General features: G+C 55.8%; 19 protein-coding genes. 11 read left to right on the top strand and 8 right to left on the bottom strand.

Translation table 11 applies throughout. The features are described from left to right. Nucleotides 1-27: 27 nt before the first annotated feature. Nucleotides 28-708 carry a TetR/AcrR family transcriptional regulator gene (locus BUA49_RS04530; protein WP_072797660.1) on the bottom strand — a complete coding sequence of 227 codons (681 nt, stop codon included), beginning with the start codon at nt 706-708 and terminating at the stop codon, nt 28-30. A 177-nt stretch (nt 709-885) separates the two neighbouring features. On the opposite strand from BUA49_RS04530, the gene BUA49_RS04525 reads away from it, so the two are divergent. From BUA49_RS04525 to coaD, 4 genes are read left to right on the top strand one after another with little or no spacing between them, the layout of a single operon-like run. Then, nucleotides 886-2,331 carry a coniferyl aldehyde dehydrogenase gene (locus BUA49_RS04525; RefSeq protein ID WP_072795879.1) on the top strand — a complete coding sequence of 482 codons (1,446 nt, stop codon included), beginning with the start codon at nt 886-888 and terminating at the stop codon, nt 2,329-2,331. Between the two features lie 53 nt (nt 2,332-2,384). Further along, on the top strand, nt 2,385-3,020 hold the full coding sequence (locus tag BUA49_RS04520; protein ID WP_072795877.1) for a hypothetical protein: 636 nt from the start codon (nt 2,385-2,387) through the stop codon (nt 3,018-3,020). 55 nt (nt 3,021-3,075) lie between these two features. Next, complete coding sequence (locus BUA49_RS04515) at nt 3,076-4,668, top strand: GMC family oxidoreductase (RefSeq protein ID WP_072795875.1); 1,593 nt, start codon at nt 3,076-3,078, stop codon at nt 4,666-4,668. 45 nt (nt 4,669-4,713) lie between these two features. Further along, the gene (coaD, locus tag BUA49_RS04510; protein WP_072795873.1) at nt 4,714-5,196 is read left to right on the top strand and encodes a pantetheine-phosphate adenylyltransferase; all 483 of its coding nucleotides are present in this window, start codon (nt 4,714-4,716) and stop codon (nt 5,194-5,196) included. Between the two features lie 58 nt (nt 5,197-5,254). On the opposite strand, the gene BUA49_RS04505 is transcribed toward coaD, so the two are convergent. The 5 genes from BUA49_RS04505 to BUA49_RS04485 all read right to left on the bottom strand — a co-directional run bounded on the left by BUA49_RS04505 (nt 5,255) and on the right by BUA49_RS04485 (nt 11,371). Further along, nucleotides 5,255-6,541: a DUF945 family protein gene (locus tag BUA49_RS04505; RefSeq protein ID WP_139248737.1), complete on the bottom strand. Its 1,287-nt coding sequence runs from the start codon at nt 6,539-6,541 to the stop codon at nt 5,255-5,257. Between the two features lie 22 nt (nt 6,542-6,563). Then, a complete protein-coding gene (ppk1, locus tag BUA49_RS04500; protein WP_072795871.1) occupies nt 6,564-8,705 on the bottom strand; it encodes a polyphosphate kinase 1 in 2,142 nt (713 codons plus the stop codon). A gap of 62 nt (nt 8,706-8,767) precedes the next feature. After that, on the bottom strand, nt 8,768-9,784 hold the full coding sequence (gene hemB, locus BUA49_RS04495; RefSeq protein ID WP_072795869.1) for a porphobilinogen synthase: 1,017 nt from the start codon (nt 9,782-9,784) through the stop codon (nt 8,768-8,770). 173 nt (nt 9,785-9,957) lie between these two features. Continuing rightward, the gene (locus BUA49_RS04490; RefSeq protein ID WP_072797657.1) at nt 9,958-10,989 is read right to left on the bottom strand and encodes a lipase secretion chaperone; all 1,032 of its coding nucleotides are present in this window, start codon (nt 10,987-10,989) and stop codon (nt 9,958-9,960) included. A 160-nt stretch (nt 10,990-11,149) separates the two neighbouring features. Next, nucleotides 11,150-11,371 carry a hypothetical protein gene (locus BUA49_RS04485; RefSeq protein ID WP_072797655.1) on the bottom strand — a complete coding sequence of 74 codons (222 nt, stop codon included), beginning with the start codon at nt 11,369-11,371 and terminating at the stop codon, nt 11,150-11,152. Between the two features lie 268 nt (nt 11,372-11,639). Here BUA49_RS04485 and BUA49_RS04480 point away from each other — a divergent pair, with 268 nt between their 5' ends. From BUA49_RS04480 to panP, 4 genes are all read left to right on the top strand, one after another. Continuing rightward, nucleotides 11,640-12,272, top strand: coding sequence for a TetR/AcrR family transcriptional regulator (locus BUA49_RS04480; protein ID WP_072795868.1), 633 nt, complete (start codon nt 11,640-11,642; stop codon nt 12,270-12,272). 2 nt (nt 12,273-12,274) lie between these two features. Beyond that, the gene (locus BUA49_RS04475) at nt 12,275-13,975 is read left to right on the top strand and encodes an acyl-CoA dehydrogenase family protein (protein ID WP_072795866.1); all 1,701 of its coding nucleotides are present in this window, start codon (nt 12,275-12,277) and stop codon (nt 13,973-13,975) included. Between the two features lie 102 nt (nt 13,976-14,077). Next, nucleotides 14,078-14,518: a DUF503 domain-containing protein gene (locus tag BUA49_RS04470; protein WP_228704401.1), complete on the top strand. Its 441-nt coding sequence runs from the start codon at nt 14,078-14,080 to the stop codon at nt 14,516-14,518. A 174-nt stretch (nt 14,519-14,692) separates the two neighbouring features. Then, on the top strand, nt 14,693-16,369 hold the full coding sequence (gene panP / locus BUA49_RS04465; RefSeq protein ID WP_072795864.1) for a pyridoxal-dependent aspartate 1-decarboxylase PanP: 1,677 nt from the start codon (nt 14,693-14,695) through the stop codon (nt 16,367-16,369). A gap of 169 nt (nt 16,370-16,538) precedes the next feature. Here panP and BUA49_RS04460 read toward each other — a convergent pair whose 3' ends face one another. Together BUA49_RS04460 and BUA49_RS04455 are read right to left on the bottom strand one after the other, a co-directional pair. Further along, nucleotides 16,539-16,805 carry a hypothetical protein gene (locus BUA49_RS04460; RefSeq protein WP_072795863.1) on the bottom strand — a complete coding sequence of 89 codons (267 nt, stop codon included), beginning with the start codon at nt 16,803-16,805 and terminating at the stop codon, nt 16,539-16,541. Nucleotides 16,806-16,902: 97 nt separating this feature from the next. Then, nucleotides 16,903-18,462 (bottom strand): inorganic phosphate transporter, encoded by a 1,560-nt coding sequence (locus BUA49_RS04455; protein WP_072795861.1) that lies wholly within the window; start codon nt 18,460-18,462, stop codon nt 16,903-16,905. 202 nt (nt 18,463-18,664) lie between these two features. Between BUA49_RS04455 and BUA49_RS04450 the strand changes: the two genes are divergently transcribed. The 3 genes from BUA49_RS04450 (at nt 18,665) to BUA49_RS04440 (ending at nt 22,922) form a co-directional block, all read left to right on the top strand. After that, nucleotides 18,665-19,768: a GGDEF domain-containing protein gene (locus BUA49_RS04450; protein WP_072795859.1), complete on the top strand. Its 1,104-nt coding sequence runs from the start codon at nt 18,665-18,667 to the stop codon at nt 19,766-19,768. A 77-nt stretch (nt 19,769-19,845) separates the two neighbouring features. Further along, nucleotides 19,846-20,298 (top strand): flavodoxin domain-containing protein, encoded by a 453-nt coding sequence (locus BUA49_RS04445; protein ID WP_072795857.1) that lies wholly within the window; start codon nt 19,846-19,848, stop codon nt 20,296-20,298. Nucleotides 20,299-20,360: 62 nt separating this feature from the next. Continuing rightward, a complete protein-coding gene (locus BUA49_RS04440) occupies nt 20,361-22,922 on the top strand; it encodes an EAL domain-containing protein (RefSeq protein ID WP_072795855.1) in 2,562 nt (853 codons plus the stop codon).

The following is a 22,922-nucleotide window of genomic DNA, read 5'->3' as shown; positions in this document are numbered from 1 at the left end:
TGCGTTTCGGCCCGGAAAGTGGCGTTTTCAGAACACCGAGACATCACGCTCCTCTTCTTGCTCCGGCATTGTTGGCCGGTACTTCTCCCGCAGCACCATAACCTGTTCACGGTAAGCCGGTGTCAGGTACGGAACCTCAAGCGTCAGCACCTGATAAATTCCCTGCTTCAGTTCATGAAGGGTCAGGCTGGCGGAGGCTTTCGCCGCATGGGCGGTCTTCAGAAATGCCATCCAGTTGGTGATCACAAGCCAGACATTCAGCGACATAGCCGCCCGGAGAGATTCCGGCTGCGGTTCTATGATGCCTGCATCTGCCAGCTTCTCGAATATCCGGCTTATAGCCGCGAGACATCGGTTGGTAAATTCCCGATAGTCGTTGCGCAGGCGCGGATCTCTGTCCAGCAGGTATTCCAGATCCCGGTGGAAAAACCGGTAGCTCCAAAGCCCATCAAACACCGACTCCAGATAAAACGTCATATCGTCCAGCGTCATGGTCCGGTTTTCCGGGATATCCAGATAAAAATCCACCAGTTTTTCGTATTCCTGGAATATCTCGTAAATAATGTCGGACTTGTTGCGGAAGTGGTAATAAAGATTGCCCGGCGAAATTGCCAGGTACGCAGCTATATGGTTCGTTGTAACGTCTCGCTCGCCCTGTTCATTAAACAGCTCAAGGCTGGACAGCAGTATCTTGTCTCTGGTCTTCATAAGCTCATCGGCGTTTGTTGTTTTACAGGTCACACATGGCCTGACTCGCCATTGGGTCCCGCTTGACTACCTAGAGTATATACTCTAATAATACTCCCCAGTGCAAATTGAGCGTTTTTCCGCCAACATAAAACAAAGGCTGCCGCCGCGGAGCGACGGCGCCGAAAGGAGGACACCATGGGTGCCAGCGTTGTTCAGCTCACTGAGAGCAAAAAACACATTCAGCATACTCACCGGGTGTTCGAGGATCAGAAAAAGGCGTTTCACAATAACCCGGCGCCGTCGCTGACGGAACGCCAGGAAAACCTGAAGCGCCTCAAGCAGGCTCTGCTGACTTACCAGGATCGCCTTCTGGAAGCCATAGACCGGGATTTCTCATGCCGCTCGCGGGACGAGTCCCTGATTGCAGAAGTCATGCCTTCAATTCAGGGCATCAACTACACCCTGAAAAACCTTGAAGGCTGGATGAAACCTTCCCGCCGGCACGTTTCCATACTGTTCCAGCCCGCCAGCAACAAGGTCTGTTACCAGCCAAAAGGCGTTGTGGGCGTGATTGTGCCGTGGAACTACCCGCTTTACCTGGCGGTCGGGCCGCTGATTGCATCGCTTGCCGCAGGCAATCGCACGATGATCAAGATGTCCGAATTCACACCTCACACCTCTGCGCTGTTCAAAGAGCTTATTGCGGCAAGCTTCCCGGAAGATCTGGTGTCGGTTATCAATGGCGAAGCCGATGTTGCTGCGGACTTTTCCTCCCGGCCATTCGATCACATGCTGTTCACCGGCTCCACTTCCGTTGGCAAACTGGTGATGCGCGCGGCTTCCGAAAACCTGACACCGGTTACCCTGGAGTTGGGCGGCAAATCACCGGCCATCGTTTCTCCCGATGTCCCTATGGAGGACGCGGCTCAGCGCATTGCTTTTGGCAAGGCATTCAACGCCGGCCAGACCTGCGTGGCACCGGATTACGTGCTCTGCCCTGCTGATCGCACTCAGGCCTTCGTAGACGAGTTCCGCGCCCAGTTCTCGGAGATGTACCCTTCGCTGCGCGATAACGACGACTACACAGCCATTATTAATGAGCGCCAGTACAGCCGCCTGCAAGGCTACCTGGAGGATGCCAGAGCCAAGGGCGCAGAGCTGATCGAAATCAACCCGGCGCAGGAAAACATGGGCGACGGTACCCATAAGATCCCGGTGACACTGGTACTGAAAACCACACCAGACATGAAGCTCATGCAGGATGAGATCTTCGGTCCTATCCTCCCGATCGTGAGCTATGACAGTCTCGATGAGGCAATCCAGTACATTAATGATCGCCCGCGCCCACTGGCACTGTATTTTTTCGGCTACGATCGCAGCCAGCAGCATCAGGTAATCGATAGCACACTCTCGGGCGGCATGTGCATTAACGATTCGCTGATGCACGTCGCTCAAGACGACCTGCCATTTGGTGGTGTAGGCGATTCCGGCATGGGCCACTATCACGGCAAGGAAGGCTTCCTGACCTTCTCGCATCAGCGCGCCATTTTTGCCAAACAGAAGTTCAACAGCGGAAAGTTCGTCTATCCTCCTTACGGAACATCCGTCCACAAAATGGTTTACAAATTCTTTATCCGCTAAGCCTCCTGCGTCGCGCCGGCGCTCGCCACAAACAGAACAAGAACGAGCCAATTATGACCGACTACCTCGACCCTCCCGAAGGACAGGATCCTCTATCCCTGAACCGGCGCAGCTTTCTGCGCACCGGGCTGGGTGGCGCCTTATTTCTGGGCACCGTCAGTGTAACCGCCGGCCTTAGCGGATGCTCAACAGCTCCGGCCGGCCGGCTTGGCGCCGTTGAAACGCGGATGGACGCCCGTTATCAGTTCCGGTTTCTGACAACTGATGATATCGATCTGTTTGAAGCTCTGCTTCCGGCCATCCTCGGTTCCGCGCTTCCAGAGCAACCCAACGCCAGGCGCATGGTTATTGCCGGCACGGTCGAGCGCATTGATGCAGGCATTCACAAATTCGGGCCGGCCAACCAGAAAGAGCTCAGACAACTTTTTGATCTGCTCAACTTCGGCTTTACCCGGATCACCATCGCACGGGTCTGGTCATCCTGGCCCAACGCCACCACAGAGCAGGCTAATGCATTTCTGGAGCGCTGGCGCTCAAGCAGTATCGGGCTATTCAATAACGGCTACATGGCCCTCACTAAAATCAGCAACGTGGCGTTTTACGGCTACCAGGAGAACTGGCACCTTACTGGTTATCCCGGGCCGCCTGAGTGGGCGGTACAAGCCCTGCCACAATTCCGCGACGCCTGATTTTCAGCCTGCAGCCTTGCCCTGCTGTTTTAGCCTTATAACGGAGCCACCAACCATGTCCTTCAAAGATCGTATTGCCCAAGGCCTGGAATCCGGCTGGAAAGTCACCGATGGCGCCACCCTTACCGAAAACATTACGGCTGAAGCCGATGTCGTTATCGTCGGAACAGGCGCCGGCGGCGGCACAACGGCCGAAATTCTCGCCAAAAGCGGTCTCTCCGTCATCCTGGTAGAAGAGGGCCGACTGTATTATCAGAAAGACTTCAAAATGGACGAACTCACGTCCTATGCAAATCTTTACCAGGAAGGTATGAGCCGCGTCACCAAAGACGGTGCCATTGCTATTCTGCAGGGCCGATGTGTGGGAGGTTCAACAACGGTCAACTGGACCAGTAGCTTTCGCACTCCAGACGCAACTCTCAACTACTGGGGCAAGCGTTTTGGCCTTGAGGCGCTGAGCCCGGACGCCATGGCGCCCTGGTTTGACGGCCGTGAAGTGCGCCACTCCATGTCGCCCTGGGAGATGGACCCGAACCTCAACAACGACGCGTTGCGCCGGGGCTGTGAAAAGCTCGGCTACAGCTGGCAAATTATCCCGCGCAATGTGAAAGGTTGCTGGAATCTCGGGTACTGCGGCGTGGGTTGCCCGACCAACGCGAAACAGGGCGCGCTGATGACCACCATTCCCGGAGCACTGGACAACAACGCCCGGCTGTTTCATGGTCTGCGCGCCGAACGACTGGTAATGAATCAGGATCGAATTGACTCCCTGCAGGCCAGCGCCATGGCCAGCGACGGCATTACTCCGACGGGCATTCAGGTCACGCTGAAAGCAAAGCACTTTGTGGTAGCCGCCAGCGCCATAGGCTCGCCTGGCTTGCTATTACGCTCCAAACTGCCCGACCCCTATGAGCGAGTGGGCAAGCGTTCGTTTCTGCACCCGGTTAACGCCAGTGTTGCGCACATGCCGAAGCTGGTAGATCCGTTTTATGGCGCGCCCCAATCCATCTATTCCGACGAGTTCAACTTCCGTAACGGCGTGGATGGTGAGGTAGGCTACAAGCTTGAAGTGCCACCGCTGCACCCGGCCATGTCTGCCGGTGTTATTCCCGGCCACGGCGACACCCAGGCAAAAAACCTGGCCGGCCTGCCGTGGATGCAGTCTGTTATCGCGCTGTTACGGGACGGTTTTCACGAGGACAGTCCCGGCGGCACCGTATCGCTTCGTGATGACGGCAGCCCGGTGCTGGATTACCCGATCACTGACTACCTCTGGAAAGGCCTCCGTAACGCTTTTTACACCATGGCTGAAATTCAGTTTGCAGCTGGCGCTGATCGGGTTCGCCTGATGCACCTGGACTCCGACTGGTATTCCAGCTGGGCCGCTGCCAAAGCCGCTATTAACGGCTTTGCCATGGAGCCCCATCGGGTTCGCCTGTTCACAGCACACCAGATGGGCGGCTGCGGTATGGGAAGCAACCCGGAGGAATCGGTGGTCAACGGTTTTGGCGAGCACCATCACGTCAGCAATCTCAGCGTACACGACGCTTCGGTTTTCCCGACCAGTATTGGCGCCAATCCGCAGCTGTCGGTTTATGCATTAGCCGCAAGGAATAGCACCCACCTGGCACAGCGCCTACAGAAATAGCTGGAATACTGATATTCTCGACGCCTGTTAAATAAGGAGCTGTACATGCCTAAAGTCATTTACCCGGGCACCTTTGACCCCATCACCAATGGGCATACGGATCTCATCGAACGTGCCAGCCGCATGTTTGATGAGGTCGTCGTTGCTGTTGCCTACAACTCGAAGAAGCAGCCATTGTTTAATCTGGAGGAGCGCTGTGAGCTGGTTCGGAAGGCAACGGCCCACATCCCGAACGCCAGCGTGACCGGCTTCAGTTATCTGCTCGCCGATTTCGTCCGTGATCAGGGTGCTACGGTTATTCTCCGTGGCCTGCGGGCAGTTTCCGATTTCGAGTATGAGTTCCAGCTTGCAGACATGAATCGCCGCCTGGCACCGGAACTGGAAAGCGTGTTCCTGACTCCTTCCAATCATCTCTCCTATATTTCCTCAAGCCTGATCCGGGAGATCGCTTCTCTGGGGGGGGACGTGTCCGAGTTCGTTGACCCCGTTGTAGAAGCGGCCCTGAAAAAGAAATTCAGCGAAGCCTGAAACATCCGCTGGCAATAAAAAAAGCCCCGGCCGGGGCTTTTTTTAGCTTGAAGCCGCCTTAAAATAACGGTGGCAACGGGATTTCCTGACCGTTAACGTTTACTACCATGTCGTTCAGCCGCGCCGACAATACCAAGCGATCACCCTCCGGCACTAGCAGTCCCTGCTTGATCAAAGGCGCAAGCTGCATACGCACAGCGGGATAATCTTCGGCCAGTACCGAAGGCACACTCAGGTTCATTTCTCCGGTTAGCTGCTGCATCACCATCAGCATTTCCGCTTTCTGATCTTCTGGAAGCTCGGGATGGCTGATTATTACGTTGCCGGTTACCTGCCCTTCAGGCGTATCCAGGGTTAATTCAGGGAATCCGACCGAAAACCCAGCGGCTGCCATATCGCGCATGGCTGTATTAACCTGCCCCATGGCCGCCATCTGCCGCTCAAAAGCCTCGCGGCTACCAGCATCCGGTGCCAGCGCCATACCTTGCATCTCTGCCATACTGGTTGTCAGCAAGCTCCAACTCGCCACGTCCAGGTTTTCCAGAGCGAACGCCAGTTTATGCGGACCATAGGCCTGGTCTTCAAAACGGACTTGCCCGGCCTCAATCGACAGCTGCGAATCCATGCGCTGCCCGTTGGCATTTGCCTCAGTGCTGCTGCGCACCAGCAATTCCTCGATCGTTACCGGGGATACCTCCGGGGACATCAGCGCGACAGAGGCAATCGACGCTTCCATGGTTCCCGTCCAGACATCGCCATTCAGATGAGACATACTCTGCTCAATACGGAAATCATTGATGCGGATGTTCATATCGGGCCCGGAGAGGCTCAGCTGCGGCCAGACTATCAATGCTTCAGCCTGCGAACCGGCGTCACTGATTTCAATCCGGGCAACACCACCACTGGTGCTGAGTGACTCACCGCTTTCGGGGCTTGTAATGGCCATTGCCGGAGCTTCCAGCTCAAGCACAGCAGTACCCCAAAGGCGTGTTTCCAAAGTCAGCCTTGGTCGCTCCTGAAACCAGTCGGAACCTTCAGGCGCCCAGCCTTCAACCGGTTCAAAATCCATAAAACTGCCGGTCAGACCGTGAGTCACATTGGCTCGGTACTCAATCCGGCGGGTTTCACCGTTCTCCGGGTTCAGCACCGTTGCAGTACCGTCCAGTTCCGCGCCGAAAAAGCCCCGGCGATAGTCTTCTGTTTGCATCTGTACGAACGGCTGCGCCTGATTCAGCTCACGGGTTACCTCTTGCCACTGCTGCTCCGTTACGTAACCCACTGCCCAAGGCATTGCGCCGGCGACAACCACTATGCCGGCGCCGGCAATTATCCATTTTGCTTTCAAAAATTCTCTCCGTCTGAAAATGTCAGGATTTGCCGGTCAGGCGTTCCAGCAATACCAGTTGCGATGCCACACGCTCTTCGCCTTCGGCCGGCTGGTTCTGAATATAGCTGCCATCCGGCTGCAACATCCAGGACTGGCAATTGTCCGAAAGGTAAGTATCCAGATCTTCGCGCACCCGCGCTATCAGCTCCGGATCTTCAATCGGAAACGCCGTCTCAACCCGGCTCAGCAAGTTACGCTCCATGCCGTCGGCGCTTGAGCAGTAAACATCGGGTTTACCATCGTTTCCAAAGTAATAAACCCGGGTGTGCTCCAGGAATCGTCCCAAAATGGAACGCACCCGGATGGAGTCCGACAGACCGGGCACCCCGGGCCTGAGGCTGCATATGCCACGAACAATGAGATCAATTTCCACACCGGCCTGAGAGGCCCGGTACAGAGCCTTGATGAGCTGAATTTCAGTTAGCGCATTGATCTTGATAATGATGCGCCCTTTATCGCCCAGCTCGGCTTCACGCTCAATCAGGCTGAGCAATCTTTTGTGGAGCGTAAACGGCGCATGGAACAGTTTCTTGATCTTCAGCGCCTTGCCCATACCGGTTAACTGCTGGAACAACTTGTTAACGTCGTCCCCAATGGACTCGTCACAGGTCATGAAGCTGTAATCGGTATAAAGGCGCGCGTTGTCCGCATGATAGTTGCCGGTTCCCAAGTGAACATAGCGGCGCAGACGACCTTCCTCACGGCGCACCACCAGGATCATCTTGGCGTGGGTTTTATACCCCACAACGCCATACACCACGATTACGCCGGCTTCCTGCAGCCGGCTTGCCAGCTCCAGGTTCTCAGCCTCGCTGAATCGTGCCCGCAACTCAACAACGGCGGTTACCTCTTTGCCACGCCGGGCTGCGTCTGCCAGGGCTTCAACAATCTCCGAATTGGCGCCGGAACGATAAAGAGTCTGCCGGATCGCCAGAACCTGCGGATCCTTAGCTGCCTGGCGCAGCAAATCCACTACCGGACTGAAGTTCTGGAAGGGATGGTGCAGCAGGATCGGCCGTTTGCGAATGGCATCAAATATGGTTTCCTTACTGCGGATCTGCTTGGGTATGGTGGGCGAGAAGCCCGAATAGGTCAGATCAGGACGATCCACAAGGCTGTTAACCGCCAGCAATCGGGTGAGGTTCACCGGCCCGTTGACCTGATACACATCTTTTTCCGCCAGGCCGAATTCCGTTAGCAGGAACTGTACGAGCTCCTGCGGGCAGTTATCCGCCACTTCCAGCCGCACACCGTCGCCAAACCGGCGGCTGAGCAACTCGCCGCGCAGGGCGGATGCCAGATCTTCAAAGTCGTCTTCCAGCTCCAGGTCAGCATTGCGGGTGAGCCGGAACTGGTAGCAGCCCTTGATTTCCATACCGGGGAACAGCTCATCGGTGTGGGCGTGAATCATCGAGGACAGAAAAACCAGATTCTCTCCACCGTTGCAGATCTCATCCGGCAGGCGCACCAGTCTTGGCAGTGAGCGCGGAGCCGGCACTATGGCCATGCCGGTCTCACGACCAAAAGCATCTTTGCCGTCGAGTTCAACAATAAAGTTAAGGCTTTTGTTCACCAGGCGCGGAAACGGGTGTGACGGATCCAGCCCGATGGGACTCACCACCGGAAGAATTTCGTCCTCGAAATAATTTCGCACCCACTCCGCCTGCTCCGGAGTCCACTCCCGGCGCCGCACAAAGTGAATGTTCTCTTTTTCCATCTCCGGGATCAGGACATGGTTCAGAATGTCGTACTGCTCATCGATATACTCATGAGCAACACGGCTGATTTCACCCAGCGCCTGTTCCGGCATGATGCCGTCGGCACCCAAGGTCTCCCGGCCGTACTTGATCTGCTGGCGCAGGCCAGCCACCCGTATTTCAAAGAACTCATCCATGTTACTGCTGAAGATACAGCAGAAAATCAGCCGGTTAATCAGCGGATGGGTAGTATCAAGCGCTTGTTTCAGCACCCGGTAATTGAACTGAAGCTGGCTCAGCTCACGATTGAAGTAATTTTCACTGGCCTCCAGGTTGATCACTTCACCCACGGGCGGGACTTCAACCGGAGCTGGAACACTATGCTCCCCGTCCCCAGTCAGTTTCGTGCCGATTTCCGTTGTCATGACTTTCTATTCCTGTCTGATTTACCGCCAGCCGATCCCCGGCGGATGATCCGTTAGCGGCTTCAGCGCCCCTGATTCCGCATCAGGCGGGCAGCACGCACTGCGTAATACGTAAGAATTCCATCAGCTCCGGCTCGCCGCATGGCCATCAGGCTTTCCATCATAACCGTGTCACCATCAAGCCAGCCATTCTGCTCCGCTGCCATATGCATGGCGTATTCGCCGCTGACCTGGTACACAAATGTTGGCACCTGCAACTCGGTTTTCACCCGGTGCACGATATCCAGATACGGCATGCCGGGTTTGATCATTACCATATCCGCGCCCTCAGCCAGATCCATCATCACTTCATGAATCGCCTCGTTGCTGTTGGCCGGATCCATCTGATAAGTGGCCTTGTTGCCCTTACCCAGGTTTGCGGCCGAACCAACCGCGTCCCGGAACGGCCCGTAATAGCCAGATGCGTACTTGGCAGAATAGGCCAGAATGCGAGTATTCACATGCCCTGCAGACTCCAGCGCATCACGCATGGCGGCAACGCGCCCATCCATCATATCGGAGGGCGCAACAATATCTGCACCGGCGTCCGCGTGGGACAGCGCCTGATTCACCAGCGCCTCTACGGTGATATCGTTCAATACATAACCATCGTTATCGATGATGCCATCCTGGCCATGGGTGGTGAACGGATCCAGTGCTACATCGGTGATTACACCCAGCTCAGGGTAGGCCTTTTTCAGCGCCCGGACGGTTCGCTGCGCCAGCCCGTCAGCATCCCAGGCACCGGAGCCGGACAGGTTTTTCTTCTCCACCGAGACCACGGGGAACAGAGCAATCGCGGGAATGCCCAGCTCAACCACTTCTGCCGCCTGCTCAACCAGCAGATCAATACTCAGACGATCCACGCCCGGCATGGATGGCACCCGCTCACGCTGCCCTTCACCTTCCAGTACAAAAACCGGGTAGATCAGGTTGTCCGGCGTCAGCTGGTTTTCCCTCACCAGCCGACGAGAAAAATCACTGGCCCGGTTACGACGCAGACGGGTAGCGGGGAAAGAGCGGGGTATTGATAACGACACAGAAAACCTCCTGAATAGCACTGCAAAGCGTTGGATCAGAAATCCTGGCGCACTGGCGCCTCCGTTTTCACCATCATACACCTCAGAGGCCTCTGGTTGCAGGATTCCGCCGGATACAGGTACAGAATCAGGAGCACAAGGAGGCCGCAGCCGGGGCTTTCCGGAAGACTCGATTACTGAATGGAATCCAGCGCTTTGGCCCGGACACGCTCGGTTTCACTGAAATACTTCTCGCGCAACCGGGCCAGGCTCTCTTCGCGCTCAGGCTCCGCCAAGCCGGATGCCTTCAGAGCATCACGCTCCTTTGCATAAGACTGCCAGCGCAGGCGCCAGTCCTTCTGCTCGGCATCCAGGTCCGCCAGCCTTTGCGCGGCCTCATCGCCAAATTCTTTCTGGCGCCAGGCGCGCAGGGCTTCCGGATCACTAGCCAGGGCCTCACGTGCCTGTTCGTAGCGTGAGAACTTGCGAGTGTCCTGGCGGGCCTGCCGCATGGGCTCAGGCAAAGCCATTTCTGCCGCGGAAAGGGCCTCCTCGCGCTCTTGCTCAGTCAGGCCCTTGTCTCTGCCAATGCTCAGTTTTTTGAGCTGATAACGGTCTATCGCCTCTTCATCGGCAAAGAAAGCCTCGGCGGTACCCGCGTCCATCCAGATTCTGCGCAGTGCTTGTATCTCTGCCATTCGTCGCTCAATCTCATCCGGCCCGGAAGCTCCTGCACCCCCATAAGCCGCCTCCAGATCCGACAACGCAAGCTTGTAATCCAGATATCGGCCAAGGGTGCCAAGTGCCTGCCCTCTTGCAGGCTCTTCCAGAGCCGACAGCGCAAGCCGGATTCTGGCCACCAGTTGCGACAGCGTTTCTTCGCCCAGAGCAGACAGGTAGTATTCAAACAGCTGCCGCAACTCGCCCGAAGGAACAAGGTTGCCAAAGCGATCCGTTTTCGCCCAGCCGTCCGGTTCTGACGTTCCCACCAGAGACGATGGCTGCTGATCCGGCACACTGGACTCAGCGGAATCAACGACCAATTTTGAAGGCGATTGCTGGCGCGCTGCTGAAACACCATCGCCACCTGTCGTTACATCTGCAGAGTCGTCAGAAGGGCGGGGGGAGACGGGTTGATCCTGAGCACCACCGGCAAGCAGCCAGAGTGCAATCACTACAGCTATAATCACCGGTACGATAAAGGAGAGCCTGGAAACAGATTTCATGATAATTGGCAGATCCGGCATGTCGGTGGCTTGACTGCAGTCCCGGAAACCGGGAGTGAGACGCATTGCACAGGCAATAATAGACAGCACCGGAGCGTTTTACCGAGACAGACCGCAAAAACAGGCCGGGCTTTACAGCCCCGGCCTGTAAAAACAATGTTCAGAGAGAGCGATGGTTAAAGTCCGCCTCCACCTTGCGTGGCGAATCCGCACGGAAAGATGTCTCAACTTCCTGGATTCTGCCACCCTGGCTCAGGAACGCTTCGATATCCTGCTGTAACTGCGCCCGCACCCGCGCCCGGCCTGCGATCGAATGGGCATCGTCACCCTCGTTACCCCAGTTCCCGGATTGCTCCAGGTTGCTTTCGTCGAGCTCACTCATGGTTTTCTCCTTCAACGAAAACGGTGTTACAAGTGCTGTCATCCCGCTAGGGGCCGCACTCCGTCTCGACCAGCCGCTACTGCAGCATCGTCTTGACGCCTTTATAATCTGCTTTTCATTACAACGCTATTTACGACCAACAAATTTTTTGTAAAGTTTTGTAACTTACTATAACTTCATGAATTTGAATGGCAAAATACAGACACAAAAGAAGTGTTTGCGTTGCCACAAAGAATGAATAACAATTCACTAATTGCAGGGAGCCGGGATGGCTTATCGTGAAACGGAAAAAATGCGGCAGCGCAAAGCTGCGGCGCGCCAACGGATCGCTGAATGCACCTATCAGTGCGTTACAGAAGGCGGCTTCCGAACTGCAAAAATTACCCGTGTTGCACAGCTCGCAGGTGTGGCCACGGGAACGATCTATCGTCATTACGAGTCAAAAGAAGACTTGTTTGCCGAAATATTCCGCCTCGCCACACAGCGCGAAGTGGACAAGGTAGCGGAAGCTCTGGCAGCACCAGGAAACGCGACGGTGCGGCTGGAAAAGGCATTGCGGCAATTTGCCGAACGCGCATTGAAAGGCCCTGTGATGGCCTGGTCACTCATTGCCGAACCGGTTGACCCGAAAGTGGAAGAAGAGCGGCTGGCTTACCGGAAGGCGTACGCCAACCTGTTTGAACAGGCGATTCGCGAAGGCATCGAAGAAGGATGCATTCCGGATCAGGATGCGCGCCTGAGCAGCACCTGCCTTGTAGGTGCTATCGCGGAAAGCCTGGTCGGCCCGCTTTCACCATCCCAGGCCGGCCAGGAAACCGCAGACGAAACTGATAACAACGACCCGCTGGTCAACACCATCATCCGCTTTTGCATACAGGGGTTGACCGGCACCAGGAGGTAGCCATGAACGCCCCGCAACCCAGGCCCGGAAAACCCACAGATGAAAACGGTGACCGCTATCTGGCGGCCACCCACAAAGTGGTCAATCAGCCGCCCGCGCTGGAAAACTATAACCTGTATGAGCAGGACGTTGCACTTCAGGAAGCCGTGCAGCGCGAAGGCGCCGGAAAAGCGGCAAGCGACCTGAAAGCCTTTGGCGCCTTTGCCGGCGACGCTGCAACTATCGATCTGGGTTTTCGGGCCAATAATAACAAGCCGGTGTTCAATACCCACGACCGCTTTGGCCATCGCATCGACGAAGTGGATTTCCACCCTTCGTACCACGAACTGATGCGCATCGCCTTTGAAGGCGGCCTTCACAGCAGCCCCTGGACAGACCCGGGCAAGGGCGCACACGTAACCCGTGCTGCCAAATACTACATGCACTCCCAGGTGGAAGCTGCACACTGCTGCCCGGTCACCATGACCTTTGCCGCCATTCCCTCCATCCGCAAGCAGCCAGAACTGGCGTCGCTCTGGGAGTCCCGGACACTGGCCAACAGCTACGACTCACGCAACGTACCAGACAATGAGAAAAGCTCGGTTACCATCGGTATGGCGATGACCGAAAAACAGGGTGGCAGCGACGTTCGCGCCAACAGCACCCTGGCTTATCCCGCAGGGACCAATGGTCCGGGCCAGGCTTATGAACTGGTCGGCCACAAATGGTTTGTCTCAGCCCCTATGTGCGACGCCTTTCTGGTACTGGCCCAGGCACCCGGCGGATTGTCCTGCTTCCTGATGCCACGCTGGCGCCCCGACGGCACCAAAAACCCCTGGCAGGTACAGCGCCTGAAAAACAAAATGGGCAACGTCGCCAACGCCTCCAGCGAAGTAGAACTGCGCGGCGCACTGGCCTGGATGATCGGCGAAGAAGGCCGTGGCGTGCCCACCATCATAGAAATGGTCGCCATGACCCGCTTCGACTGCATGATTGGCAGCTCAGCCGGCATGCGCCAGGCCGTAGCCCAGGCCACACATCATTGCCGCCACCGCAGCGCCTTCGGAAGCCGGCTCAGCGACCAGCCGCTGATGCAGAACGTGCTTGCCGACCTGGCCCTGGAAAACGAAGCCGCCCTCACCTACACCATGCGTATCGCTCGCGCTCTGGACAACCAGGATCAGGAACACGAACGCCTGCTAGCCCGCCTTGCGACACCTGTAGGCAAATACTGGATCTGCAAACGCGCACCCAACCACGCCTACGAATCGATGGAATGCATCGGCGGCAGCGGCGTCATGGAAGACTGCATCATGCCCCGCCTGTTCCGTGAATCCCCAGTTAACGCCATCTGGGAAGGCAGCGGCAACGTCCAGTGTCTGGACACCCTGCGCGCCATCCAGAAAGAACCAGAAACCCTCGACGCCTTCTTCCATGAAGCCGCCAAGGCAAAAGGCGCAGATCGTCGCTTTGACCAGTTCCTCGCGCAACTGCAGAACGACTTCGCCGACATCAGCGATTTCCAATACCGCGCCCGCAACCTGGTAGACCGGATGGCTTTGATCATGCAGGCATCCCTGCTGCTCCGCAGCTCCGATAAAACCGTCGCTGACGCCTTCTGCGCCTCCAGGCTGCAATCCAATGGCGGCATGAACTACGGCAACCTGCCCTCAGGCATCGATGCTGCGGCTATTATCAAGCGGGCAACGCCTGTAGTAGGCTAGCGCTGGTGTTCGTCGAGGCGTAAAAGACTAACTTGGCGGACTCCACCTGAACCGATCGAGAACCGGCGAGGCAAGGCTTTCCAAAACTGTGCGGAGCCAAGGATGGCGGAGCCCAAGCGTCACATGGATGTGCCGCAAGGAGCGTGTTTTGGAAAGCCTTGCCTCGCCGGTTCCAGCACCAAAGCCGGAAAATCTATGTCCGAAGCACTCAGAAGACTACTGAAAGAAGGCAACGCGCCTCAACACAGCACCGCGATTACACCCCACGTAGGCGTACTCACCCTGCATTTCCAGCTCTACGGCTGCGAAGACCTCAAAGCCAAACGCAAAGTCTTCACAACCCTGCGCGCCGTATGGGGCAAAGAGCCCGACCTGGCTGTGGCAGAAACCGCTGATCTCGAAGCCCTCGATTGCGCCACATGGACCATAGCTGCCCTCGGCACCTCCTCGCAGCAGATAACCCAGCGCCTCGACCAGGTAGAAAAAGCCATCCAGGAAAAAGTTGATGCCGCCATACTCGACATTCACCGGGAGATTCTCTGATGAAGCTCTGTGGTACAACACCGCCGCAGCCCGTATACTACGCCACCTCAAGGATGCCAGACTGCCTGCAGACGACAGGCGACAAGTAACCAACGCCGGAATCAGACTCCGGCTTGTATCCGCCGGGCATTCGGAACCGGCCCTGCGGATAACCACTGATTGTGTGTGGTATCTATGACCGGCAAGAAAAAATCCGCTCAGGCCTCAATCGAAGCCATGTATCGCGTATTCACTGTGCCCGAGGCACCGGAGTCCACGCTTAGCCGGATTGACCAGAACATTTCCCGCAATCTTGCAGGCTTCTTGCAGGAGCATATCGTTGCGGTTGAACGGGATCTTGCAGACGTCGAGAAGAACTTCTCCGACTATGCCATCCCGGAAAAACCTGTGTTCGTTTCCGAGCAAGCCCAGTTCCTGCTCGACAAGCTGGTTGCCAACTCCGTTCATACCGCCTCACCAGCCTTCATTGGCCACATGACCTCAGCGCTGCCCTACTTTATGCTGCCGCTGTCCAAAATCATGATCGCTTTGAACCAGAATCTGGTGAAAACCGAAACCTCCAAGGCTTTTACTCCCATGGAGCGGCAGGTACTCGGCATGATTCACCGGTTGGTTTATCAAGAAGACGGTGCCTTTTACCGGAAGTGGATGCACGACCCCCGTTACGCCCTCGGGGCCATGTGCTCCGGTGGCACCGTCGCGAACCTCACTGCACTCTGGGTTGCCCGCAACCGCGCTTTCCCGGCTGAAGGCAGCTTCCGAGGCCTGCATCAGGAAGGCCTGTTCCGCGCCCTGAAATACTACGGTTACGAGGGTGCAGCCATCGTGGTATCCCGCCGTGGCCACTATTCTCTGAGCAAAGCTGCCGATGTGTTAGGCCTTGGCCGCGAATCACTGGTGGCCGTGGATACCGACGACAGCAACCGGATCCAGACCGACGCCCTGCGCGACAAATGCCTGGAATTGCAGAAACAGAAAATCAAGGTTATGGCAATCTGCGGCGTAGCCGGCACCACCGAGACCGGCAACGTAGACCCGCTGGACGCCATGGCGGATATCGCCCGGGAATTCGGTGCTCACTTCCACGTGGACGCCGCCTGGGGAGGGCCAACGCTTTTCTCCAGAACCTATCGCCACCTGCTGCGAGGCATCGAGAAGGCAGACTCCGTCACCTTTGATGCCCACAAACAGCTTTACGTACCCATGGGTGTAGGACTGGTTGTCTTCAAAGACCCGAGCCTGGCAAGTGCGGTTGAGCACCATGCCCAGTATATCATCCGGAAAGGCTCCCGCGACCTGGGCACGACCACGCTGGAAGGCTCACGCCCCGGCATGTCCATGCTGATCCATTCAGGCCTGAAAATCCTGGCCCGGGAAGGCTACGAAATACTGATTGATCAAGGCATTGAAAAGGCGGCCACCTTCGCCGAGATGATCGAGGCGCAGCCGGATTTCGAGCTGATTACCCGGCCCGAGTTGAACATTCTCACCTACCGTTACTGCCCGGACAACGTGCAGCAGGCGCTGGCGCTGGCGGATCCGCTTCAGACGGAAAAACTCAATACCTGCCTGAACAGAATCACCAAGTTTATCCAGAAAACGCAACGGGAACGCGGCAAGGCGTTTGTTTCCAGAACCCGGTTGGAACCTGCCTGTTACTACAACTTCCCATGCATTGTTTTCCGGGTGGTTCTGGCAAACCCTCTGACCACACCCAAAATCCTGGCGGACATTCTGGAAGAGCAGCGAGAGCTTTCAGGAGAAGAAGGGATTCAGGACGAAATCAGAATACTGCATCAAATGGCGGATGCGGTGCTTAAACAGCGCCAGCAGAGTCAAAAACTGGCCTGAATGTTTGGTTTATCCGTCAGAGACCGCGAGGGAGATGGGCCGGCTTCCAAAACACGCTGTGAATACATCCGTGTAAGCTCGGCTCCGCCATCCATGGCTCCGCACGGTTTTGGAAGCCGGCCCATCTCCCTCGCTCTGAGCTAGCCTTGAGCCCTCACCGAAATCCAACTCAGTAAAGCGCTTCTTCGTCGTCCAGCACTTCGTGGATGATATCCAGGAACATGCGATCCGCTTCGCTCCACTTTTCCGGAATACGAATGGTGGTATTAGAGCTGATCTCCCGGGCGATCAGCTCGTCGGCATCGGCCTCTGAGCGATACTTGCGGGCAATGTCTACGGACTTCACCGCAATCGTCGGATCGCTCAGTACCTTCTTGATGAACACTCGCAGCTCATTAATCACCCTGGCCTGACGGCTTTCAACCGGTGTACTCATAACTCACCCTCCGGGCAAATGAATTCTCGGGAAGCATGCAGCTCCCTCGGCAGACGTACAGTATGACCAAACCCGCGCGTTACAACCAGCCAGTGCGTCAGACGAAGAGCCCGCGCAGAGTGAAAAACAGTATCGCAGCCATAATCGCTGAGGCGGGCACCGTAATAATCCAGGCTGCCGCTATACGCACCAGGTGCGATCGCTTAACCATTTCTTCTTTGTAGATTTTCTTGAGCCGCTTACGATCCGACTTGGTCAGCGGCACTTGTTGCTTCCTCTTGGCCCTTTTCAGGAGCTTTTCCATTTCCTCAACGGATGCATTCCGGAAATCATCAAGGAACGGCTTGAGGCGTTCCTGATCGTCAACGGCCCGCTCCTCCATGATCTTGTGCAGTTGGGTCGCATAATTGGATTTCAGATACTCACGCAGGAAGCCAACACCGAAAACACCACCAATGGCGATGTGTGTGGAACTAACAGGCAGGCCAAGCTGCGAGGCAAGAATAACCGTCAGTGCCGCCGAAAGAGCAATACAAAACGCACGGGTTTTATCCAGTTCGGTAATCTCACTGCCCACGGTTTTGATCAGGCGCGGGCCAAACAGCATAAGGCCGACAGTCAAGCCCAGGGCACCAATCATCATGACCCACAGGGGAATGCTTGAAGCGGTTACCACTTCGCCGTTAGACAAAACATCATTGATCGCCGCAAGTGGACCAATGGCGTTGGCTACGTCGTTAGCACCGTGGGCGAAGCTCAGCAGTGCAGCAGCAAATATCAGCGGCCAGGTGAAAAGAGTATTAACCCCACTAGCGCTGTTTTCCATGGTAGCTGCGCGGCGCGAGGCCAGAGAGCGCACAACAAAGAAGGCAATCACAGCGGCACCCAGGCCAACCAAAGAGGCTTCAAGAAAGTCGACCTTGATGATTTTTTTGACACCCTTGACCATCAGATAAGTGCCAAACGCCCAAGCCATGATGGCTACAAGCCAGGGTACAAACTTACGAGCAGCGGGTATGACGTTTTTCTGGTACAGCACCGTTTTTTTGATGACGAACAGGAAAAGAGCTGCCAAGGCACCGCCAAGCACCGGAGAAATAACCCAGCTTGCGGCAATCTTGCCCATAACGGCCCAGTCCGCAATGCCCCAGCCACCAGCCGCAATGCCCGCTCCGAGTACGCCACCCACGATGGAGTGCGTCGTGGAGACCGGAGCGCCCATCCAGGTCGCCAGGTTGAGCCACAGAGCGCCCGCCAGCAATGCTGCCGTCATTAGCCAGACAAAGGCTCGCCCATCTTCCAGGCTTGAAGGATCAATAATGCCACCCTTGATGGTGGAGACTACATCGCCACCCGCAATCAGCGCGCCAGCTGACTCAAAAACGCCCGCAAGGATAACGGCGGCACCCAGAGACAATGCTCCGGAACCAACGGCAGGGCCAACGTTGTTCGCAACGTCATTAGCACCGATATTGATGGCCATATAACCGCCAATGACAGCGGCAGCCATAAGCAGCGTGCTGTTGGGCATACTGTCACTGAAGGAGCCTACAACCAGCCAGACTCCCAGCAGAAACAACAGACTGAGCCCGATCCGGTATCGTTCTGTAGAGTTGCTGGTAAGAAGGGTGTCCAGGAATCCGCTTGAACGGGCCATAACAGAAAAGGTCTCAATTAGTCTGAATGAAGAACGAACCGATGCATTGCGCGCAACTATAGATTTTTTGACATAAAATTGAAACAAATGTGCTACAGCACGATCCGGTCACAGGATACACCTGCAATGGATGCATACCTGCCATTGCCTGTTCCATAATGATCAATAACACCGGAATGGTGCGTATTCAGACAGGGCCGCTATGACCAGAGATTCATCCTCGGGCTACCAAGCCGCGCGAAAACGGGAAGATGCCCAGGTTTCACGGGTGCTGACTTGGCTGTCACTTACCGCCATCATGTTCCTTGTCGGCTTTGGTTCAAAAGCCTGGTATTCCGACCACAGCAGTCATGCTTTGATTCTTTGGGCCTTTATCCTTCCGGTGCTGGCAAACATGGCCTGGTTTGCACAAACGGGCAATCGTGTTGTGCAAAAAGGCGGGCTACTGGTCGTTATCAGCATACTCTTTACCTACCTGATCGCCTCAGGCGGGGAAGGTAATACCGGCCCCCTCTGGTTTTATGTATTTCCGCCCCTGTTGTTCTTCCTGACCAACCTGAAGACCGGCACCATGATCCTGCTACTGGTTTATCTGGTGGCCGTTGTTGTGTTTCAATTCCCCAATCTGCCATTCGTGCTGGCAGAGTACGATAGCGACTTCAAAATCCGTTTTTTTGCCTCGTTGATCTTTGAATCGATTTTCTGTTTTGTCCTGGAGGCAAGCAGATTGAAGGCCCGCAATGAACTTCTGGACCTGGCTCTAACCCACGAACACGCTGCCAAAACCGATGAACTTACCGGGCTTTCCAACCGCCGGGACATTGTGAACCGGTTGTCGGAAGAGTTTTCACGGTACCAACGCTCCGGACATCACTTCTCCATTGCCCTGATTGACCTGGATCTGTTCAAGAACGTCAACGACCAGTATGGACACAACGCAGGCGATGCGGCCCTGAAGCAATTCTCCCACCTTGTGCAGACCGTCATCCGCCAGACAGATGTTGCGGCCCGCTGGGGTGGCGAAGAGTTTCTGCTACTGCTGCCGGATACCTCCCTGATTCCGGCACTCACGTTGGCTGAGCGCTTACGCAGCGAAGTGGCGCTAAACAACTTCAGTTTTAACAGGCAGGATTTGCCGATCACCATGAGTGCGGGCATCTGCTCCATCGCCCAGGCCAATTCCATCGACGACATGCTCAGGCAGGCAGACTTGCAGCTCTACAGCGCCAAAGAAGCTGGCCGCAACCGGATTGCGCCGCGGGTTCGCAGCCAGAATACAGATACCCGGAGCGAACCAAGCGCTTGAGGCCGTTTACTCCGGCCGCTATCATCCAGCGCTGAAAGTAACCCGGCAATCCGCTCTTGCAATGAACAGGTACCTTCATGACAGACATTCGAATTCTGGTAGGCAGCGTCTACGGTGGCGCGCTGATGACCGCAATAGCCATCAAGCAGGCGCTGGACGCCGACGGTTACTCGGTATCCGTTCTGGAGAACCCGGTGCTAGACGATATAACGTCTGATGCAGTCCCACTACTTGTGTGTACTTCTACGACAGGCCAAGGGGAAATCCCCGGCAACCTGCTGCCTTTCTATGTGGCCTTGCGTGAACAGCTCCCGCAGCAACCGGGCAGGCCTTTCGGTGTCATCGTGCTGGGAGACAGCTCCTACGGCGATACCTTTTGCGGTGCCGGCGAGCTTATAGAAGAAGCACTTTACGAAACTGCTGCCCGGAAGGTTGGCGAAACCCTGTGCATTGATGCGCTGGAAACCCAGGAACCTGAAAGCGAAGCTTTGCCCTGGGTGCGTGAATGGGTATCCGCTGCATTAGCATGAGTGCGGCTTGAGTCGCTATTGCCTGCAGCCCTTACTGATTCGAATAACAACGACGGTGAACAGTGACAAAGCTCCAATGGTCTCGCGCTCTGGCAGCACTGATACTGCTTCTGCCTCTGGCCTTCAGCTGCCAGGGCGACGAGAAATTCCGTTTCCCCAGTGTCGAGCTTCTGCGCGTGCCGCCGGGCGCGCAGTTATCTCTGGACGAAGCAGCTGCCTCCGGCGACTGGCAGACTCTTGAAAACAGCAGTCCGAATTTTGGTTATAGCCGAGATACTACCTGGTTCCGCTTTGACGTTCCCGCCGAAAGCCAGATTGATTTGCTTGAAATTACCTACTCGCAACTGGATCACATCGCGTTTTATCTTATTGCGAATGGCGAACTTGCCGAGACATTTACTACCGGGGATCGCTATCCGTTTACCCAACGACCTATTCTTAATCGCCACTTTCTGTTCCCTTTCAGCTCAGAGACCAGCGATAACCGGCAGATCCTTCTGGAGGTTCGCACCACCGGCACCTTGCAGGTTCCGATGGTTCTTTGGAACACACAGGCTTTTTTTGAACACGCCTCCGTTGAAGAGCAGCTGCACGCCGTTTATTACGGCATATTGATCAGCGTTATATTCTTCAACCTTTTCGTCTTTATCGCGCTTCGCGAACACGTTTACCTACTCTATGTGCTCTCTACGCTCGGCTACCTGTTATTGATTGGTAATCTGAACGGCACCGCATTCCATTTGATCTGGCCAGGAAACCCAGAGCTGCAAAACCGAGCCACACTGTTCACCGTGCCACTTGCAGTAATGTTTACCCTACTGTTCTCGCGATCCTTTCTCAGACTCAAACAAACCGGCCCCTTGCTCAACCGCATTGTGCTTGGTTTCGTTACGCTGAACGCAGCCATGGTAATAATCACGGGCCTCATTGATTACAACAGCGCCATCAGGCTAACCGTCGCCATAGCCATTCCAAGCACCCTGCTGCTCACTATAATCGGCCCTCTGCAATGGGTGCGAAGGAACCCTCAAGCCGGTTATTACACCATAGCCTCTGGGGCGCTTTCCCTTGGTAGCGCCATTACCGCCGCCAACAAGTACGGACTGCTTCCCAACAACTTCATTACCACTTACGGCATGGAGATTGGCTCTGCGCTTGAGGCAATACTGCTGGCTCTGGCCCTGGCAGCGCGGCTGTACCAAGAGCGTCAGGACAAGGTAAAAGCCCGCGAAGCAGAGCTTGCTGCCATGACAGCAAGGCGTTCAGCTGAACTCAAACTGATTGAGAGCGCCCTGCACAACTCGCTTACCGGCCTGCCCAATCGCGCCAGTTTCGAAATGCAGGCGAACGATCTGATTCGTCAGGCGCCGGACACGCGGCACGGCATTGTCGTAATTCACCTGAACAACCTGAAGTCTGTGACCAAAACTCTGGGGCACCAGAACAGCGACCGAATACTCGAACTGGCTGCAAGGAGCCTGAATGCAATCACACGCGAGCTTCCTGGCATCATTTCCCTGGGGCAACATAACGGGCGCAATTTTTTCGTAGCCTGTCTCGATCCGGAGACCTTTGCCTGCGTGGTAGATGCAAGTATTTCAGAAAACGCACGCAGATCTGTTTTATCTGCGCTGGAAGCCATTCGTAGCCCGATTGATTATCTTGGCATGCAGGTTCCACTAAACGCCCAGCTTGGCGTCGCTGTCTCGCCGATTCATGGCGCTGATGCCACATCATTGATTCGCAGGGCCGTTATAGCGGAGGGCTCAGATCGCGCGCAAGAGCGCGGAATCGCTTATTACAAGCTTTCCAGAGACTCCTTCAGCGCTGGCAGACTTACGATGGCATCAGAGTTGCAAAAAGCTCTTGCAAATAATGAGCTCAAGCTCTACCTGCAACCGAAACTGAATCTCGCAACCGGACAAATTGCGGGGCTGGAGGCACTTATACGCTGGCCGGAACGCAACCCGTCCGTGGGGGCTGATGAAATCATCATGCTGGCAGAGCAGACAGGTCTGATCAAACCACTGACCCGCTGGGCACTGGAGCAGTCCCTGCAGCTCAGAAACTGTCTTCTGGAGAATGGGCAACGTTTCAAACTCTCGGTAAACATCTCTCCCAATAACCTTCGGGAACCGGATTTCCCACTGTTCGTGAAACGACTAATGAGCGCTCACCCACAGCACGGAGGCGCTATCATCTTTGAGATTACCGAAACATCGATGATGCAAGATCCTGTCAACGCTTTAAAAGCGCTTAACTCACTGACAAATGCGGGCATTCCGGTTTCCATTGACGACTTCGGGTCCGGTTACTCATCGCTCTCTTACATCAAACAGTTGCCCGCCAGTGAAATCAAGATCGACCGTTCGCTCATCACAGATCTGGCCACCCGTGAGGAAGACAGGGTTATTGTCCAGACCACCATCGACATGTGTCACAGCCTGGGCTACCTGGTTGTTGCGGAAGGCGTGGAAGATGAGGCAACTGCGAACCTGCTGAAGGGGATGGGGTGCGACATGATTCAGGGCTATCTGCTGAGCCGCCCTCTGCCGCTTGAAAAAATGCTTACCTGGCTCACCGACAGGCACGAAGCGGCCTCCATGCAGCGCGCGCCGGGATAA

The sequence above is a fragment of the Marinobacter antarcticus genome (assembly GCF_900142385.1).
Classification (GTDB): Bacteria; Pseudomonadota; Gammaproteobacteria; order Pseudomonadales; family Oleiphilaceae; genus Marinobacter; species Marinobacter antarcticus.
The sequence above is the reverse complement of the archived record's forward strand: the minus strand, read 5'-3'. Positions and strand labels throughout refer to the sequence as shown.